At 43.8% G+C, this 17,898-nt stretch carries 16 protein-coding genes; 6 read left to right on the top strand and 10 right to left on the bottom strand.

All coding sequences use genetic code 11. The features are described from left to right. Nucleotides 1–185: 185 nt before the first annotated feature. On the bottom strand, nucleotides 186–659 hold the full coding sequence (locus V7K61_RS33470; protein WP_335060442.1) for a DUF4385 domain-containing protein: 474 nt from the start codon (nucleotides 657–659) through the stop codon (nucleotides 186–188). Between the two features lie 75 nt (nucleotides 660–734). On the opposite strand from V7K61_RS33470, the gene V7K61_RS33465 reads away from it, so the two are divergent. Next, nucleotides 735–1,202 (top strand): VOC family protein, encoded by a 468-nt coding sequence (locus V7K61_RS33465; RefSeq protein ID WP_335060440.1) that lies wholly within the window; start codon nucleotides 735–737, stop codon nucleotides 1,200–1,202. Nucleotides 1,203–1,230: 28 nt separating this feature from the next. Beyond that, complete coding sequence (locus V7K61_RS33460; RefSeq protein ID WP_335060438.1) at nucleotides 1,231–1,527, top strand: hypothetical protein; 297 nt, start codon at nucleotides 1,231–1,233, stop codon at nucleotides 1,525–1,527. 53 nt (nucleotides 1,528–1,580) lie between these two features. On the opposite strand, the gene V7K61_RS33455 is transcribed toward V7K61_RS33460, so the two are convergent. Continuing rightward, a complete protein-coding gene (locus V7K61_RS33455; protein WP_335060436.1) occupies nucleotides 1,581–2,300 on the bottom strand; it encodes a Uma2 family endonuclease in 720 nt (239 codons plus the stop codon). A 58-nt stretch (nucleotides 2,301–2,358) separates the two neighbouring features. Beyond that, a complete protein-coding gene (locus V7K61_RS33450) occupies nucleotides 2,359–3,108 on the bottom strand; it encodes a class I SAM-dependent methyltransferase (protein ID WP_335060434.1) in 750 nt (249 codons plus the stop codon). A gap of 6 nt (nucleotides 3,109–3,114) precedes the next feature. Here V7K61_RS33450 and V7K61_RS33445 point away from each other — a divergent pair, with 6 nt between their 5' ends. Further along, complete coding sequence (locus V7K61_RS33445; RefSeq protein ID WP_335060432.1) at nucleotides 3,115–3,933, top strand: class I SAM-dependent methyltransferase; 819 nt, start codon at nucleotides 3,115–3,117, stop codon at nucleotides 3,931–3,933. A gap of 172 nt (nucleotides 3,934–4,105) precedes the next feature. Then, on the top strand, nucleotides 4,106–6,370 hold the full coding sequence (locus tag V7K61_RS33440) for a cation:proton antiporter domain-containing protein (RefSeq protein ID WP_335060430.1): 2,265 nt from the start codon (nucleotides 4,106–4,108) through the stop codon (nucleotides 6,368–6,370). Between the two features lie 262 nt (nucleotides 6,371–6,632). Here V7K61_RS33440 and V7K61_RS33435 read toward each other — a convergent pair whose 3' ends face one another. The 6 genes from V7K61_RS33435 to V7K61_RS33410 all read right to left on the bottom strand — a co-directional run bounded on the left by V7K61_RS33435 (nucleotide 6,633) and on the right by V7K61_RS33410 (nucleotide 13,096). Then, the gene (locus V7K61_RS33435; RefSeq protein ID WP_335060428.1) at nucleotides 6,633–8,045 is read right to left on the bottom strand and encodes a TolC family protein; all 1,413 of its coding nucleotides are present in this window, start codon (nucleotides 8,043–8,045) and stop codon (nucleotides 6,633–6,635) included. A 117-nt stretch (nucleotides 8,046–8,162) separates the two neighbouring features. Then, on the bottom strand, nucleotides 8,163–8,834 hold the full coding sequence (locus V7K61_RS33430; protein WP_335060426.1) for an ABC transporter ATP-binding protein: 672 nt from the start codon (nucleotides 8,832–8,834) through the stop codon (nucleotides 8,163–8,165). 73 nt (nucleotides 8,835–8,907) lie between these two features. Continuing rightward, nucleotides 8,908–9,327, bottom strand: coding sequence for a four helix bundle protein (locus tag V7K61_RS33425; RefSeq protein ID WP_335060424.1), 420 nt, complete (start codon nucleotides 9,325–9,327; stop codon nucleotides 8,908–8,910). A gap of 47 nt (nucleotides 9,328–9,374) precedes the next feature. After that, entirely contained in the window at nucleotides 9,375–10,655 is a 1,281-nt protein-coding gene (locus tag V7K61_RS33420; protein WP_442936399.1) for an ABC transporter permease, read from the bottom strand. 155 nt (nucleotides 10,656–10,810) lie between these two features. Further along, nucleotides 10,811–12,436 carry an efflux RND transporter periplasmic adaptor subunit gene (locus V7K61_RS33415; protein ID WP_335060422.1) on the bottom strand — a complete coding sequence of 542 codons (1,626 nt, stop codon included), beginning with the start codon at nucleotides 12,434–12,436 and terminating at the stop codon, nucleotides 10,811–10,813. A gap of 102 nt (nucleotides 12,437–12,538) precedes the next feature. Beyond that, on the bottom strand, nucleotides 12,539–13,096 hold the full coding sequence (locus V7K61_RS33410; RefSeq protein ID WP_335060420.1) for a hypothetical protein: 558 nt from the start codon (nucleotides 13,094–13,096) through the stop codon (nucleotides 12,539–12,541). A 411-nt stretch (nucleotides 13,097–13,507) separates the two neighbouring features. Between V7K61_RS33410 and V7K61_RS33405 the strand changes: the two genes are divergently transcribed. Further along, nucleotides 13,508–14,401 carry a tetratricopeptide repeat protein gene (locus tag V7K61_RS33405; protein WP_335060418.1) on the top strand — a complete coding sequence of 298 codons (894 nt, stop codon included), beginning with the start codon at nucleotides 13,508–13,510 and terminating at the stop codon, nucleotides 14,399–14,401. A 249-nt stretch (nucleotides 14,402–14,650) separates the two neighbouring features. On the opposite strand, the gene V7K61_RS33400 is transcribed toward V7K61_RS33405, so the two are convergent. Further along, a complete protein-coding gene (locus tag V7K61_RS33400; RefSeq protein ID WP_289796406.1) occupies nucleotides 14,651–15,055 on the bottom strand; it encodes a response regulator in 405 nt (134 codons plus the stop codon). Between the two features lie 285 nt (nucleotides 15,056–15,340). On the opposite strand from V7K61_RS33400, the gene gyrA reads away from it, so the two are divergent. After that, nucleotides 15,341–17,851, top strand: coding sequence for a DNA gyrase subunit A (gyrA, locus tag V7K61_RS33395; RefSeq protein WP_335060416.1), 2,511 nt, complete (start codon nucleotides 15,341–15,343; stop codon nucleotides 17,849–17,851). Nucleotides 17,852–17,898 lie beyond the last annotated feature (47 nt).

The following is a 17,898-nucleotide window of genomic DNA, read 5'->3' as shown; positions in this document are numbered from 1 at the left end:
AAAGACTCGTCAGCGAGTATCAAAGACTCATTCACGAGTATAAAAGACTCGTCAGCGAGTATAAAAGACTCGTTCACGAGTATAAAAGACTCATTAGCTGTTTGGTAAGGTGCGTTAGCTGTTGCTAACGTACCAAAAATATCTTGGAGAGTGCGTTAGCAAGGTAACGCACCCTACGAAAGTTACTAATCTACTTCATACATCTGCTTATGTTTGGCTAAAAGCTTTTGATATTTCTCATTTGTCTTTGCTTCTACCCACTTGGCTTTAAATATTGCTGCCGATTCCGCTTTCACTGGGTCTACTTCGTAGGGAAGAATCTCTTTTTTGTCACCTGAATCTTCGGAATTTTGTTTATACTTCCTGCCGCTTTTATGATTAGCATAACGGCGAGAGCGAGTATAACCCATTTGGATAAACTTTCGTGCCATATCTGCGCCGACAAAATCATCTTTATTTAAATAATCAAGAAACATCTCATAGATTTTTTCACTCGACTCTCTAGCAATCTCAGGAGTTTTGAACCGCCAGTAAGGAAGAATTTCTGATTTGTATGGTTCAACCAAAAGTACACCCTGCTCACCCTTCCCAACGCGATAGAGTTCAGGATGTTGGCGAAAATCAATAATTTTAAAGTCTAAAGAATAATCAAAAGCCATGATAGATTTTTATTAGGAATAGTAAACTTTAAAAAAAAGTTCAACTTCTATCTAAGTATTGAGATTTATTTGATTATGCTATCTAGCACTCAATCCGTGAACAGTGTCCTTGCGCCAGGAAATCTGCGTAAAGTACATCATATTGCCCTCAACGTCCAGGATATGCAAGCCTCCCGCTACTTTTATGGCACAATTCTGGGTTTGCATGAACTCACAGGCGACGAAGTACCCGCAACCCTGGTGGAACTAGTCGCATCTGGGAAAGTAGCTAACTTCATCACCCCGGATGGTACAATCCTGGATTTATTTGGAGAACCAGAATTATCACCACCAAATCCAGACCCAGAAAAAACCTTCACCAGGGCGTACCATTTAGCCTTTGACATCGATCCGCAGTTATTTGATCGCGCGGTGACAGTGATCGGAGAAAATAAAATAGCGATCGCACATGGCCCAGTCACTCGTCCTACTGGCAGAGGAGTGTATTTTTACGATCCAGATGGCTTTATGATTGAAATTCGTTGCGATCCAGAAGCTAGTTAACTTAAGGGTAATAACAAAAGTATCTACTATGACCGCGAAACTCACGCAAATATTTAAAGTAATTGAAGACGCGATCGCAAAACCGCCAATTCCACACGAACCATACAAGCAATCATTGAAAGCCTGGGCGATGTATTGTTTGCGAGACAAAGGTTTTATAGTCGCTTATGCTCAAAATGCCGACTTTGCCATTGAAAGAAAACGTGAAGAAAAGCTATATTTCAAAGTTTCAAATAGCCCCGATGATTTAGATAATTCTCTTAACTGGATTGTTTGGGATAGTGTAACCAAAAGCGCCAGTCTCATTCCCCAAAAAATAGACTGATGCCAAAATAGTCATCAAATATTTCTCTGATTCTGTAACTATTCTGACTCCTGTTAGCGCAGCGGGGCGTAGCCCATTCTGACTCCTGTATTCTGACTAGACAACTGCTGCACAAATATTTGATGTTCTGACGAATTTAATCCCAACTGTAATACAGCCAATACTTGTTGCATATTGCCAGTAAGTAAATCGGACATTGATAACCACAAACCAGGAAATACTTGACTTTTGATAATTCCATCTGCATCCACTTCCAAGGAGACATATTCTCCTTGTTGCAGGCGAAACCAATCTAATTTGTTTTCAAATATTTGCCAAACAATATATTCTTTTACTCCATTCCGCCCATAAACTTTTTTCTTGTCATGTAAATCAATAGCAACACTGTTAGCTGCTATCTCTATTACCAGTTCTGGCGCACCTTCGATGTAATCATCATTACTCAAACGAGATTGTCCTTGAGCTACTGGTGTGATTAATAACACTCCATCTGGTTGGGGTTCATTGTCTCGATCTAAGCGGACTGTTGGCTCAATTCCCAATCTCACACCAGGGGTTGATGCTTCATAAACTCCCAACCAAGTTATTGTATGGCCATGTGGTTCAGCATGACTTTCAAAGCGTAATGGGGATGCCAAGTATACAACTCCTTCAATTAATTCTGCCTTTTGATGACGAGGCATTGCTTGATAGCGTCGCTCAAATTCGTAGCAAGTCAGGCGATCGCCATTTTCTAAATAAGGAATTTGCTGCTTGAATGATAGGTTGACCATGATTTTCCTAGATAGCAAGAAGTTTTACTTTATTATGGCTTGACACCTTAATTACGAATTACGAATTAGTATTGGGTTTCTCAAACACCATTAAATGCTGTTGAGGTAACGAGTTTTTAGTTTCCTGCCAAACCAAACCAACAGCTTGCATTTCTTTACGGACTTGCTTTTGAGTCATTTTGTGCAGACCTTTAATCATAATAAAGGGATTTTCACCCCGGTACTCAACCAGCACCACCTTCCCACCTGGTTTAAGTGCTTTGACAATTCCTTGCATCACTTCTTGGGGATACTCAAGTTCATGGTAAGCATCCACCATCAACGCCAAATCGATACTTTCAGATGGTAAGTTGGGGTCGCTAAGGGTTGCCAAAACAGGCTCAACATTGGTGATATTTTTCTCTTTTTTGAACAACTCAATAATTTCCAACATTTCAGGCTGAACATCTACAGCCAACACTTTACCTGCTGTTAATAACGGCGCGATGCGAAAGCTTAAGTAACCTGTACCAGCGCCAATATCTGCCACCACATCATTAGGTTTCAGGTTGAGGAGGCTGACTACCTTACTTGGCTGTTCTTCTCGCTCTCGGCTGGGACGTTCTAGCCAGCCAGCGCCAGTGTATCCCATAACTTTGGCAATTTCGCGCCCCATGTAATATTTGCCGATACCATCTGGACTGTGGATTATCCGTTGTTCGTAAACAGCGCTGGATGAAGATGCGGCTTGTGCTGTCAGAGTTGGGTTCAGCAGCGAACAACTCAAGATCGCAACAAGAGGTACTATAAAGTGGATAAATTTTGACATTTGGTTATGACTGATCTGGATAATTATAAGCAGCAACTAAAAGAATTTTATGGTAGTAGAACGACTTATGACCATGAAAAAGATACTCGCCATCCTCTAGAAGCCAAAATTTTACTTGAATTTGTTCCACTAGATTCGGGACAAAAAATCCTTGATGTGGCAACTGGAACAGGTTTAGTTTCGATACCCGCAGCTGAAAAAGTTGGTTCAGAAGGCTATGTGATTGGGATTGATATGACCCCTGGAATGTTGCATCAAGCAAGACTTAAGATTGCAGCAGCAAGATTACAAAACATCGAGTTGATTGAGGCAGATGCAGAATATTTCAACTTTAGTGACAGTAGTTTTGATGTTGTCTTTTGCTGTGAGGCAATTGTACTTTTTCCTGATATACTGGCTATTTTAAAAAAGTGGTATCGCTTCTTAAAACCCGGAGGATTTGTGGCATTCACCTGTCCTCCCGAAACAGCTTATATGGCATCTCTTCAGCAGAGGATCTGCGCTAGAGTCTTTGGTGAATCGCTACCACATATCCTTGAACCACTGGGAACTCCAGAAAAATGTTGGAATTTGCTTAATCAGGCAGGTTTTAGAGATATCGAAATTAAGATTGAACCATCAGGACGTTATCGCCCTCTTAGAAATAACAGATTATCTGAGATAGCAATCAATATAAATTTTAAAGGTAATCCCCTATTGTCAAAATTATCACAAGAACAATTAAATCAGTTGCAAGTTGAGTACAAAGCAGAAATTGAGAAACTAGCAACCGATCGAGGTCTTTGGGAAGATACTACAAAGTTGTTTGTTCGCGCTCGAAAATAAGTTGATGAGCTTTGTTCCTGAACTGACAGCTTCGGGCGATCGCAGCTGATAATCTTGCGGTTAATAATGACAATGACAGTTTAATCTCCTAGACCGATGTGCAAGTAAACATTTTCAGGATTTACTTGAACAGCCCCTTTAAAAATTTGTAATCCAACCTTTGGACACTTATATGCAAAACCTGTCCCTAATATTAGTGCCTGTACTCGCTGCCCAGAAAGCAGCAGGTGACGGTTTAATTAAACCTCTCGGTCATCACGAACTGCTGTTGGTGCTAGTACAACTGTCACTATTGCTTCTCGTAGCGCGGGGATTAGGTGAGTTGATGCGCCGAATTAACCTACCGCCTGTTGTTGGAGAATTACTGGCGGGTGTGCTGCTTGGCCCTTCTCTATTTGGTTTGCTCCTTCCAGACTTACAGGCGCACATCTTTCCCAAAAGTCAAGAACAGTCTAATTTACTTTCGGTGATTTCTTGGTTAGGTGTGTTATTTTTGCTGATTGTGACGGGGTTGGAGACGGATCTCAAGCTGATTCTGCGTAAGGGTAAAACGGCTCTGTTGATTTCACTGGGCGGAATTATTGTCCCGTTTATCACTGGATTTGGGCTGGGGTGGCTATTACCAGATAGTTTTTTAGCCGACCCAGAAAAGCGACTAGTATTTAGTCTGTTTATCGCCACAGCAATGAGTATTTCAGCAGTACCAGTAATTGCGAAGGTGCTGATGGACTTAAACCTGATTCGCCGTGACATTGGTCAAGTTACCTTAGCCGCTGGGATGACTGATGACACCATCGGCTGGATTTTACTTTCTGTGGTTTCAGGTTTAGCTAGTAGCGGCAAATTTGACCTGGGGACAATTTTCCATTCTGTAAGCGCGGCCATATTATTTTTAGCGATCGCTTTCACAATTGGGCGTACCATTGTAGACCAGATTTTGCGCTGGGTTGATGACTACGTTGGCGGCATCGCCGCTAGTATGTCAGTTGTGCTGATTCTTGCGCTCTCGGCAGCAGCACTTACCCACGGATTAGGTCTAGAAGCGGCATTAGGTGCTTTTGTAATAGGGATTCTAGCAGGTCAATCCCGCCGCTTTAGCAATGAAGCTGGACATATGTTAGAAGTCTTCACAGCAGCCTTTCTAGCGCCAATTTTCTTTGCTTCAGCCGGCTTGAAAGTTAATTTGCTAGCTCTGTTAGTCCCTCAAACATTGATATTTGGCTTGATTGTTCTCGCTGTCGCTTGTGTGGGCAAATTTACAGGTGCTTACCTTGGTTCTCGTGCGGGCGGCTTGAGTCATTGGGAAGGTTTGGCGATGGGTTCCGGGATGAATGCTCGCGGGGCGATGGAAATTGTCGTTGCCACCATTGGTTTATCTTTGGGAGTGCTGAATCCTCAGATGTATTCGATTATTGTCATGGTAGCGATCGTCACTTCCCTAATGGCTCCACCCCTGCTGCGCTGGACTTTATCAAAAGTGGTTATGGGTGAAGAGGAAGCTCGACGTTTGGAACAAGAAGAACAGGATAGCCGCAGCTTTATCAAGCAGATTCACCGTATCTTAATACCTACTAGTGGTGGCCCCAATATTCAACTGGCAGCGCAACTAGTCGGTTACATGGCTCACCAAAACTCTATAGAAGTTACATCTCTATATGCCCTGAGTGATAAGCAACCTCGAAGCAAAGCCCGCCGGATGGAGGCAACCCAGGTTAAAGATACTGCTGCAGACCTTGCTCTAGCTGCTGTCACTGAAGAAATGCAGCTACCTGCTGATACCACCTTGCAAACAAAAACGGAGTCGGGGCGTAATAAAGCGGAGGTAATTTTGAATGAAGCAAACAAAAACTATGACTTGATTGTACTGGGAGCTTCGGAACAGATAAGCCCCCAGAAAGCATTGTTTAATTTGCTTGTCGATCGGGTTGTCCAAGAAGCGCCTTGTGCAACGATGGTGGTGAAGTCGCATCTACCCCAAGCCAAAGACGAGATATGCAAAATCCCTCAACAACAGCTGAAAAAGATTTTGGTGCCAACGGTAGGGACAGAATATAGTAAAAATGCTGTAGAGATGGCAAGTACGATCGCAGCTCAAACCGGGGCATTAGTGATGATCGTGAACGTGATTAATTTGCCACAGGTTGAGTATATTCTTTACGAACAGCGATCGCTAGCTCCAGTGAAGGAAATTTCTCACGATATGCTCGAACAGCAAGCAGCAATTTCCCGCAATCTGGGTGCTGATGTCAAAACCTATATTCTTCAAGGAACCAGCCCAGAAAGGGAAATCCTCAAGTTTGCCAAAACCCAGGAAGTTGACCTAATTATTTTAGGGAGTAATATCCGCATGGTTACGGGTCGCGTTTTCTTCGGTCATAGAGTCGATGCAATTCTGAGCAAAGCCCATTGTCCAGTAGCAGTAATTACTGTACCTTAAGAGTGCTGAGTGCTGAGTGCTGAGTGCTGAGTAGTGAGTACTGAGTGCTGAGTAGTGAGTAGTGAGTAGTGAGTAGTGAGTAGTGAGTAGTGAGTGCTGAGTAGTGAGTATAAACCCAGTTGTTTCAAAGCTTTGAGCAATCAAATATACATTAATTTGATAAACATTGCAAAAAAGAATGTAGAGACGTAGCACTGCTATGTCTCTACAAGGGTTCTGGATAATGCATATTTAATTTCACCAGATGTCTAATAATTTTGTCTTAGCGCGAAGCTCTGGATGTTACCGATCTTTGTAAATTAGCTAGGGCGCGATTGTAATCCAAAATAGCTGCGACTCGATTACCTTCTGCTCTTGTCAGGTCATTTTCAGCATCAATTACCTCTGTTTGAGTGCCCACACCAGCTTGAAACCTCAATCTTGCTAAATTCAGAGCTTCTCTTGCTTGATTTAAAGCCACACTAGAAGTCTGCACATTATTTAAATTGGATTGCAATTGAGCATAGTACTGTTCTACATCAAAGCGAATTAGGTCGCGCTGGCTAGCAAATTGAGTCTCTGCGATCGCAATATTAGCTTTCGACTGAGCCGCCCTTGCTCTTGCTGCTCCGCCATCAAACAAAGTTAGATTTCCTTGAAGTCCTACTGAATAGCCATCAGTAACGCTGATGCCATCATTATACCGATCTGACAGGTTGTAGTTGGCTGCCAAACTAACTTGCGGCCCTAGCTGTGAAAGTGCCTGTCGTCGCTGTTGCTCGGAAATATTACGTTGTGCCAAATACTGTTGCAACTCTGGACGATTTTGAAACGCTTGGACAATACTTTGTTCTACCGTCTGCTGCCAAAGACCCGCTAATTGTACGGGATCTGAGGCACTGATCTCAGCTGACTGCGATAAACTTAACAACGTGGCAAGCTGACGACGGGCAATTTGCTGCTGTGAGATCGCATTAGTAAGTAGTTGTTGGGCATTTGCTAAATTCACCTGAGCTTGCAGCACATCGAACCGCGTCCCCACTCCAGCCTGTTCTCTAGCTTGAGTATCCCGCAAACTAGCCTGGGCATTTTGCACAGCAGATCGATTAATTCTGACTTGCTCATCTGCTTGTTGCAAATCGTAGTATTGAGTGGTGGCATTCAACCTAATTATCAAAGCCTGACTTTCAACATTTAATTCATCTATCCGTAGCTGTTCCTCTGCGGCTCGGATAGTCGCTAGCGTGTTCCCAGAAGTATAGAGATTATAATTCAGTTGTGCTGAACCATTAAAAGAGGTGCTGGCTTGAGATGAATTGCTACTAAAACCATTACCACTATTAGTCACACTACTGTTAATACCAAGAGTAGGAAATAAGCCAGCTTGAGACTCGCGTAGCGCCGAGCGACTGCGTTCTAGCTGTAATATAGCTACCTGTAAGTCTCGATTGTTGCGTTTTGCGAGTTCCAAAGCTTGTGCCAAACTGATTGGCACAGTTCCCTGAATCCTTACTTCCTCCGGTTTAGTCGGAAATTGGAGAGGATTGGGATTGGGGTTGAGGCGATCGGGAACTTGTACAGAGCTTGAAGAATTCTGTGCTTTTGGCGGAGTTGTTGCACTTGCTGCATTTGGAAGAAGAATCGCGAATGCGACAGTAACCCAGGTAAAATGCACGAATAATAAGCTGAAATTCATAATCTAGATATAGTAATTAATTAGGTTCTTTTGAGGATATAATCAAAAGTTTTCATCCTGATTGACCTACAGAGATTTAAATCTTAAATTCTTCCTCCAAGGGTTAATCTTAACAAATTAGCCGACAATCAAACCATCCTGAACTCGGATAATCCTTTGGGTTTGAGCAGCAATATCAGGTTCATGAGTGACAATCACAATCGTGATCCCTTGGTTATTAAGTTCAGTCAGTAAATTCATTACCTCATGGGAGGTTTCAGTATCTAAAGCTCCTGTTGGCTCATCTGCCAGAACTAATGCAGGTCGGTTGACCAAAGCACGAGCGATCGCTACCCGTTGTTGTTGTCCGCCAGAGAGTTGACTAGGACGGTTAGATGTGCGTCCCCCTAATCCTACTTTTTCTAAGGCTTCTAATGCCCTTTCTCGGCGTTTTGGCTTGGGTAAATTGGCATAAACCATTGGCAACATGACGTTTTCCAACGCTGTCGCCCGTGCCAATAGGTTAAATTGTTGGAACACAAAACCGATCCTTTGGTTACGAATATAGGCTAATTCATCATCATCAAAAGTCGTCAGGTTTCTGCCTTCAAAAATATAGTCTCCAGTTGTGGGACGATCCAGACATCCCAAAATATTCATCAGCGTAGATTTACCCGAACCTGACGCACCCATAATCGAGACATATTCCCCTTCCTCAATAGAGAGTTCAATTCCCTTGAGTATGGGAACACTAACTTCTCCCAAGTAGTAGGTTTTAGTAATAGATTCCATCCAAATCATTGTTGGCATAAATTGAGTGCTGAGTAGTGAGTGCTGAGTAGTGAGTGCTGAGTGCTGTTAGCGGTAGCGGGGCGTTTAGCACTCAACACTTTTCTTTAGTGGTGGGGGTTGAGTTTTTTTGATGTTTTTGTTTACTAACTGAGATGCGAAGACCGCCAATAATTTTGCCCACTTCTTCTGCTTGGTTTAAAAGTTGGTTGAATTTGACTTGATCGAGGTAGCCAACATCTAGAGCTACATAAAGTTGAGAACGCAATTCTGCACAAGATGACTTGGCTATGGAAAGAAACTGATGAAATTCTCCTAAATAACTTCTTTCAAAACCCTCCGCAATGTTAGACATAATAGATACTGCTGCCCTTTGTATTTGTCCCGATAATCCAAAGTCTCTAGCAAACGCGCCCTGCTGAGTAACCTGATAAATATCTCTAGTAAGGACTCTTGCTTTTTGCCAAGCAATCAAATCTTCAAATCGCTCAACTTTACTCATTCTACTGACCATTAAATGAACTCTCATCACTCAGCACTCAGCACTCAGCACTCTTAAGCTTAGTCGCTTCTTAAAGCGTTGATCGGATCTAATTTAGATGCGTTCCGTGCTGGAATCACGCCAGCGATTAAGCCAACGGTTAACGAGAGTACAAAGCCAGCAACAATCGACAAGAAAGAAATTACAAAGGGAAATTTGAAAACGTTTGCAGCTACAAAGGCTAATAAAACGCCAGTCACCATACCAATACCTCCGCCGACAATGGAAATCACGATCGCTTCAGCTAAAAATTGATTGAGAATGGCTGAATTAGTGGCTCCTACGGCTTTGCGAATCCCGATTTCTCGCGTCCGCTCAACTACAGAAACTAGCATAATGTTAGCAATACCAATGCCACCAACCACCAAGGAAATTCCAGCGATCGCTACCACCATGACTGTAAATAAACCCACAATACTAGTAAAGGTACTAACAATATCAGCTTGATTGGTCAGCCGAAAATCATCAGCTTGTGGCGGGTAAATGTTATGACGCAGCCGTAAAAGATTGGTAACTTGAAACTGAGCGGCTTCTAACTGTTCCTGATTAGCGCCTTTGACTAAAATTCCATTTACAGAAACGCCTACCAGGGCATTGTTCCCAACCAGTCTCTTCGACATACTAGTTAAAGGAATAAAAATCTGGTCATCTCGATCCATCGGCCCCTGAGCGCCTTTAGGTTCCATCACCCCAATTACTTCATAAGCCTCTCCCTGAATCCGAATTTTCTCACCGATGACATTAGCACCCTGTGCAAAGAGTGTTTTTTGAACTGTAGGGCCCAGAATGGCAAGCTGTGCGGCAATATCTAGTTCTTCCTGAGTAAAATATCTCCCTTGTTGGGGGTGAGTATTTCTGACTTCTGGGTAGTTCAAATCAGTGCCATAAATCGTTGTTGAGGTGTTTTGTCCGGCATAGACAACTTGAGCAGTCCGTTGGAGATAAGCAGAAACCATCTGTGCTGATGGCGCTTGTGTAGCGATCGCTTTCGCATCTTCCCAGGTCAAGGTACTGCTAGAACCTACTCCTTGACGGACATTCCCGCTTCTTGCCGCACCAGCTAAGATTTGGATTACATCTGTACCCAATGCTTGTATCTGTTGCTCAACCCCCTTTTGCACCCCTTGACCAACAGAAGTAATGGCAATCACTGAAGAAATCCCAATAATCACGCCCAACATAGTTAGACCTGTGCGTAATTTGTTACTCCACAGAGTCTCTGCCGCCATTGTCAAGATTTCCAGCAATGGGACTGTGCGGGTATTCTTCGCTTTGTAAAAGCCCTTAAATATCTTAAACATAATGTTCTATTTAAAGAAGAATGCAGAATTCAGAATCCAGAATTCAGAATCAATTAGTGGAGGAATTAAACCCACATATTTATCCGCTAGTCAAACTCGAATTCATACTGAATTCTGACTCCTGACTCCTGAATTCTTTATTGTTAAAACTAACTTTAAGGGGAACCACCGCCTTGAGAACGACCACCACCGCCAGAACCGCCGCCGGAACGACCTCCGCCGCCACCTGCTCCTCTTCCGCCGCCACCGCCGCCACCTGCTCCACCTCCACCTAAACCAGGGAAAACTCCTCCTCTTGGTGTTGATTGCGGACGCGATCCTGGTGGGAAACTGAGCAATACCCTTTCGTCTCCTGTCAATCCAGACTTAACTTCGGTAAAGTTATTCGCGGTGACACCAGTCTCGATGCGAGTGAACACGGGTTTGTTATTTTTTCCTGGCACAAACACGCCTGTGGCATTTTCTTGGCGTACCACTGAGGCTGTTGGCACTACTAAAACATTTTGAACTTGACCGACTTGAAAATCTACTTCCGCATTCATCCCAGACCGCAGTAGTCTTTGAGGATCTGAAAGCGATACTCTCACTTCAAAACTGGTGACGTTTTGCTCGACTATTGCTTGGGCAGCAATTTGGCTTACTTTACCTTCAAAGGTCTTTCCTGGGTAGGCATCTGCTTTAATCGAGACTTTTTGACCAAGGCTGATTTTGGAAATATTTGTTTCCGCTAAATTGGCGACAACTTCATTTGTAGAAGCTAGAGACAAGATTGAAGAAGAAGAAGAAGAAGCTACTTCACTACTGGCAGTTGTAGGTGTCACGAAAGCGCCTGGATCGGCAAACTTCTTTGTCACCACACCATCAAAGGGTGCGCGAATAATCGTGTCATTGATTTCGGCTTGGATGTTTTGCAGCGAACCACGAGCCGATGTTACCTGGGCGCGGGCTGCGTTAATATCTTCTTGGCGCGTTCCGGCTTTCAGGAGTGCCAAAGCTTGCTGTCTCTGCTTCACCACAGCTCGTGCTTGCTCAACATCTTCTAGACGCGATCCGGCTTTTTGCAAACCCAGTGCTTGCTGTGCTTCATTTACATTAGCTTGGGCGCTGTCACGATTGGAGCGGTTTTGATTTAGAGTCTGAAGGGAAATACCGCCTGCATTGTAAAGTTGCTGATTGCGAACAAAATCATCTTCTGCTTGGCGGAGGGCGGCTTGAGCGCTTTGCAAGCGTGCCTGTGCTTGGCCAATATCTTGAGAGCGATTCCCTGTTTGTACCTTTTGCAAATTCGCCTCGGCTTCGTCTAATGCTCCCTGTGATTGGGCAATATCTTGAGGACGATTACCTGCGATCGCTTTTTGCAAATTCGCCTCGGCTTGTGCCACTTGTCCTTGAGCAGAGGTAAGTTGCCCCCGAAGGTTGGAATCATCCATGTAAGCGACAATCTGTCCTTCTTTGACGATATCTCCTTCTTTCGCCAGCAGCCTTTTCAAGATGCCAGAATTTTTCGGGCTGAGGTTGATTGAACGCTCAGGTTTTACCGTTCCGTTGGCTGAAACTGTGATTGTTAAACTCTGCCTTTGTACAGGTCTTGTCAGCACCCGACGGCTGGCTTGTTGCTGAGAAACAACCGTTACTTGGTAATAAACTGCATAGCCAATTCCACCCAAAAGGCCAAGAGCAATTAGCCAAGAGAGCCAATTACGTCTGCCCTTTTTTTTCTTTACCTCTGGAACTAAAACTGATGATGATGAATCTACGGTATTTGGTGTATCAATTTTCATATCCATTTAGTCTATAAGGAACGGCTACCGAGCTAGTTATATCACGGCTAAAACTATAGCCTGGTAGCCTAATACTGACAATGATTTTGAGCTTTTAGGGTTTTAAAGGTTTATTTGCAGTACCAATCCACTAGGAAGTCTGAAGTAATCATCACGCACTCTCACTAATCTCCCAGCAGGAACAATTTCCTGATTGGGAAGCAGAATATCCCCGTTAGGAAGTCTGAAGTAACCTTGATCGCGCAGTCTGACTATGGATCTAGAAGGAATAATTTGCCCATTGGGATATCTGATATCACCATTACCAAGTCTGACTACTCTGCCATTAAATTGGTTGTCACGGTTCCAATTATCCCGATCTCTAGGGTTTCTGACTTCTACAGGATAGGGTCTGCCATCACGGTTCCAATTATTATCCCTGTCTCTAGAGTTTCTGACTTCTCTAGGATTGGGTCTGCCGTCACGGTTCCAATTATTATCCCTGTCTCTAGAGTTTCTGACTTCTCTAGAATTGGATCTGCCGTCGCGGTTCCAATTTTGATCGCGATCGCCACCAACGTAGACTTTCGTCTGGGCACTTGCAGGCGCAGTCAAGAGAGTAGGAACAATTATCAGGGCAGCAGCAGCTAATACTATGGATATACGGTTTGATTTCAACATGAAATTGACTCCTTATTTGTATTAAAGTTCTAGATTGCTGAGGTATGGATTAAGCAATCTTAGACAGTTGCTTTTTTGCATATCAAAGTGTTTAATATTTACCTCATCGTATAAATTCATACATAACAATTATCGTTCAAAATATCTAAACTGATGTATGACCAAAGTCACTAGTAATTCCAGACTGATGTATGACCAAAGTCATCAATTATGGCGCATGGAGCATTGGGCATTAGGCATTGGGCTTTAATTCTTCTTCCCTTGCTCCCCTTGCCTTCTCCCAAGGGGAGACGCTAAAAGCGATCTGCCTCCTGCCTTCTGCCTTTCTTTGTAAGATTTTGCTACCGTCAAGAGCGCAGATCGTTTAAGCTAGCTGAAAGATTCTTTGATTAGTGGCTTAAAGGCGGTAGTGTGCCTAAACATGTTCGTTTGATTTCTCTTTTAATGGTCTGTAGTTTATGGAGTATGCCAAAAGCCGCTAACGCGCAGGCATTAATACCCCATACACTGCAACTAGATGCGACAAAGTTAGAAAAGCAGGGGTTGAGCTTGGCACAAGAGGCGGCTCAACTAGCTCAGTTTCAACAGGTTGACTTAGCTTTGCCACGAGCGCGGCTGGCTAGTCAACTGGCTCCGGGGAATGATAAAGTGTGGTTGCTATTAGGTGGATTGCAGTTGCAATCCAAAGAGTTTGATGGGGCGATCGCTAGTCTGAAAAAAGCACAATCTCTCAACCCCAAAAATGGTGATATTCTCTTTGCTTTAGGTTCAGCAAATTTTCAGCAAAAAAATTACCAAGCAGCTGTTGTCAATTATCAAGATGGTTTGAAGTTAAAACCCAACGATCCAGAGGGGTTATTTGATTTGGGTAATGCTTACTATTTGCTGGGTAAATTGCCAGATGCGATCGCCCAGTACGATAAAGCCGTCTCTCAAGATAAAAAATTCTGGCCGGCGCTTAATAACATTGGTTTAATCAATTACGAACAGGGTAATATCCCCGAAGCGATTAAGCGATGGCAATCTGCTGTAACCCTTGATAAACAAGCCGCAGAACCGTTATTGGCCTTGGCAGTGGCACTGTATACTAAAGGCGATCGCCAACAAGGACTAACCTTGGGAGAAGCTGCACTCCGTATCGATTCGCGCTATGCTAATTTAAATTTCCTCAAAGAAAATCTCTGGGGCGATCGTCTACTGTCTGATACGAAAAAATTCCTAGAATTACCCCGTATTCAAGCAGCCATACAGCAACCAGCAAACTCATCATCAGCGCCTACGCCTAGAAGACAGCCTACTCAATAGGTAGTGCTGAGTAAAGAGTGCTGAGTGCTGAGTGAGAAGTTATGAATTTACGAGTTCAAATATTTAACTGTTAATTCCAAACTTCTAACTCCAAACTTCTAACTCCAAACTCTTTACTCAGCACTCAGCACTCCTCCTTACCACTTGCCTAATAGTACCTTTTCGTAGTACATCTATACTAGATAAAGACAGGAACTAGTCGCCCAAAAACATTGGCGGGCGAGTATTCCTGAAATAAGTCTTTAATTCTCAGTTTTCGTCTGTGGGTAGAAGTGCGATGATTTGGTCAACGAACTGTTGATGGTCAACAACTGGCTTAGAAATGTAGCCATCAGCACCGCTTTGCTTGAGAAAGTTCTCGCGATCGCCTTCCATCGCATGAGCCGTCACCAGAATCACAGGTAAGTTTGCTGTTTTTGGATCGGATTTTAACATTTGTGTAATCTTGATTCCATCAACCGACTTGCCTTGGTAAACACTTCTGGAGAGAGAAACATCCATCAAAATCAAGTCGGCTTCTCCTGATTGGGCAATTTTGATGACTTCTTCGACATTTTCCGTGTGTTTTACACCCAAGCCACCACGCTTGGACAAAATTTTGGAAAAAACACGAGCATTAATTAGATCGTCTTCGACAATTAAAACAGTTTTCATGAGAATTTTAGTTATAGAGGTGAGGAGATTCAAGAATTCCAGAATACAAAATTAAAGATTTGCAATCATGGTAAGTATTATGGCTACTAAGTTTATGTAGATTATACTCGTGTGCATCCTTTTTAATAGTCAATATGCATCTTCGTCATCAAGGATGATACTACTGCTTTTTCTTCTGTGACTATCAAAATTTTGTTATGAATCTCATTTCATCCGTTATGCTGTGGTTGCCGCAGTGTTGAGTTCCATCGGCTTTTGTGTAGTTAAATTTCAGGGAAAAAACTCATGGCAAAACAGTTAAACCTTCTCTCAACGGGACAGGTAATTCCAACAGCCCTGCACACCGAGATGCAACGGTCTTATCTAGAATATGCCATGAGCGTGATTGTCGGGCGAGCGCTACCAGACGTGCGTGATGGCTTAAAACCAGTGCATCGGCGCATTTTGTATGCAATGCACGAACTCGGTTTAGTACCAGATAGACCTTATCGAAAATGTGCCCGTGTAGTGGGTGATGTGTTGGGTAAATACCATCCCCACGGCGACCAATCAGTTTACGATGCTTTAGTCAGGCTGGTGCAGGATTTTTCTAGCCGCTATCCCTTGCTGGCAGGACACGGTAACTTTGGCAGTGTCGATAATGACCCGCCAGCGGCGATGCGCTACACAGAAACGCGTCTCGCACCAATCAGCCATGAGGGAATGCTGACAGAAATTGGTGAAGAAACTGTGGAATTTGTCGGGAACTTCGATAATTCCCAGCAAGAACCAACGGTGTTACCTGCTCAGTTGCCGTTTCTGTTACTCAATGGCTGTTCTGGGATTGCCGTGGGAATGGCGACGAATGTTCCACCCCACAACTTGGGGGAAGTTGTCGATGGGTTAATTGCCTTAATCGACAATCCAGATTTACCAGATGAAAAATTATTTGAGCTAATTCCAGGGCCAGATTTTCCCACCGGTGGGGAAATAGTTGGTGAAGCAGGAATTCGGGAAGCATATACCACAGGTAAAGGTGGAATTCTGCTGCGGGGAGTCGCAACTCTAGAGGAAATTCCAGCCGCTAGGGGAAGCAAGCGCCGGACGGCAATTATCATTACAGAATTGCCTTATCAAGTGAATAAGGCTGCCTGGATTGAGAAGGTAGCGGACTTAGTAAATCAAGGACGCTTGCAAGGAATTTCCGATCTTCGGGATGAGAGCGATCGCGAAGGGATGCGGGTGGTAATTGAACTCAAACGCGATACGAATCCCCAAGAAGTTCTCCAGCATTTATATCACCAAACTGCTTTACAGATGACTTTTGGGGCGATTCTCCTAGCAATAGTGGATGGACAACCCCGCCAATTAAGTTTGCGCCAACTGTTGCAGGAGTTTTTGAAATTCCGGGAAGAAACGCTGAACCGTCGCTACAATTACGAGTTGGCTAAGGCCCAAAGCCGCGTGCATTTGGTAGAAGGTTTGCTGAAAGCGCTGTCTAATTTGGATGAGGTAATTCAAATTTTGCGCCAAGCTCCCGATGGTAGTACGGCAAAAATTAATCTTTGTAGCCAACTAGATTTGAGTGAGATACAAGGAGATGCAATTCTAGCGATGCCGTTGCGCCGCCTCACTAGTTTAGAACAGCAAAATTTGCAGCAGGAATTTGAGCAGATCAGCGAACAAATTAGTTTATTGGAGCAATTACTCAACGATCGCCGCGAATTATTGAAGGCGCTGAAAAAAGATTTGCGATCGCTCAAGCGCAAGTACAACGATCCCCGCCGGACGAAAATCGGAGAGGAGCAGAAGTCTAAGACAGAGGAGCAGAGGGGCAGAGGGGCAGAGGGGCAGAGAAGCAGAGGGGTAGAGGAAGAGGAATTTAAATCTTCTGAACCAGTAGAGGAAGCGATTTTAGAATTTACCCAACGGGGTTATGTCCGCCGCACTCAACCAGCTGGGAGAAAGTCAAAAGCTGAAAATGGTTTACACGATAATGACTTTATTATCCAAACTGTGTTGACCGACACAGGTAAAGACTTGCTAATACTAACTGGTGGCGGCAAAGTCTACCCGGTGAATGTGGGAGAAATTCCGCCAACGACTGGACGTTCTCCACGGGGAAAACCTTTGATTACTATGCTCAGTAGTACTGCTCAAGGCGCTCAAGAAGCTGTGGTCAGCCGCTTTTTGCTGCCGGAAAATCTGGAAACTAGACAGATGATTCTTCTAACAAAACAGGGAAGAATTAAGCGTCTGTCTCTCGCAGAATTTGCTAACCTGACTCGGCGCGGCATCACGATTTTGAAGCTCAAAGATGATGATGAATTGTCATTTACCCAATTCACCGCTCCAGGGGCGCATCTGATTTTAGCTAGTTCCGGTGGACGAATGTTGCGCTTTGCAGTCAATGATGAACAATTACCGGTCATGGGTCGCGCAGCAATGGGTTTACAAGCATTTCGATTATTGAAAAATCAGCAAATGGTTGGCTGTGTCACTGTCGGTAAAGATGACCAACTACTGCTAGTTACTCAAGAAGGATATGCCAAGCGGATGGCTGCGAGTCAGTTGAGAGCGGCTAATCGCGGTGATTTAGGCACGCAAGCGCTGAAATTTGCTAGCAAAACTGACAACTTAGCTGGTATGGTGATGGCGATCGCATCTGGCGAAGTAGCTTTAGTGACGAATAAGGAGCGGGTAGTGCGAATCCCTGTGGAAACAGTGCCGCTCTTAGGTAGAGATGTGAAAGGTGAAAGCATTATCCAACTCAACCGCGATGAAAAAATAATTACTGTGGCCGAAGTGCGATCGTAAATTATGTAGGACTGATCTCGTTCCCAGTCTCCAACAGACTGATTATT

This window comes from Nostoc sp. (assembly GCF_036918015.1).
Lineage (GTDB): Bacteria > Cyanobacteriota > Cyanobacteriia > Cyanobacteriales > Nostocaceae > Nostoc.
Note: the sequence above shows the minus strand (reverse complement) of the source record. Positions and strands in the feature narration are given on the sequence as shown.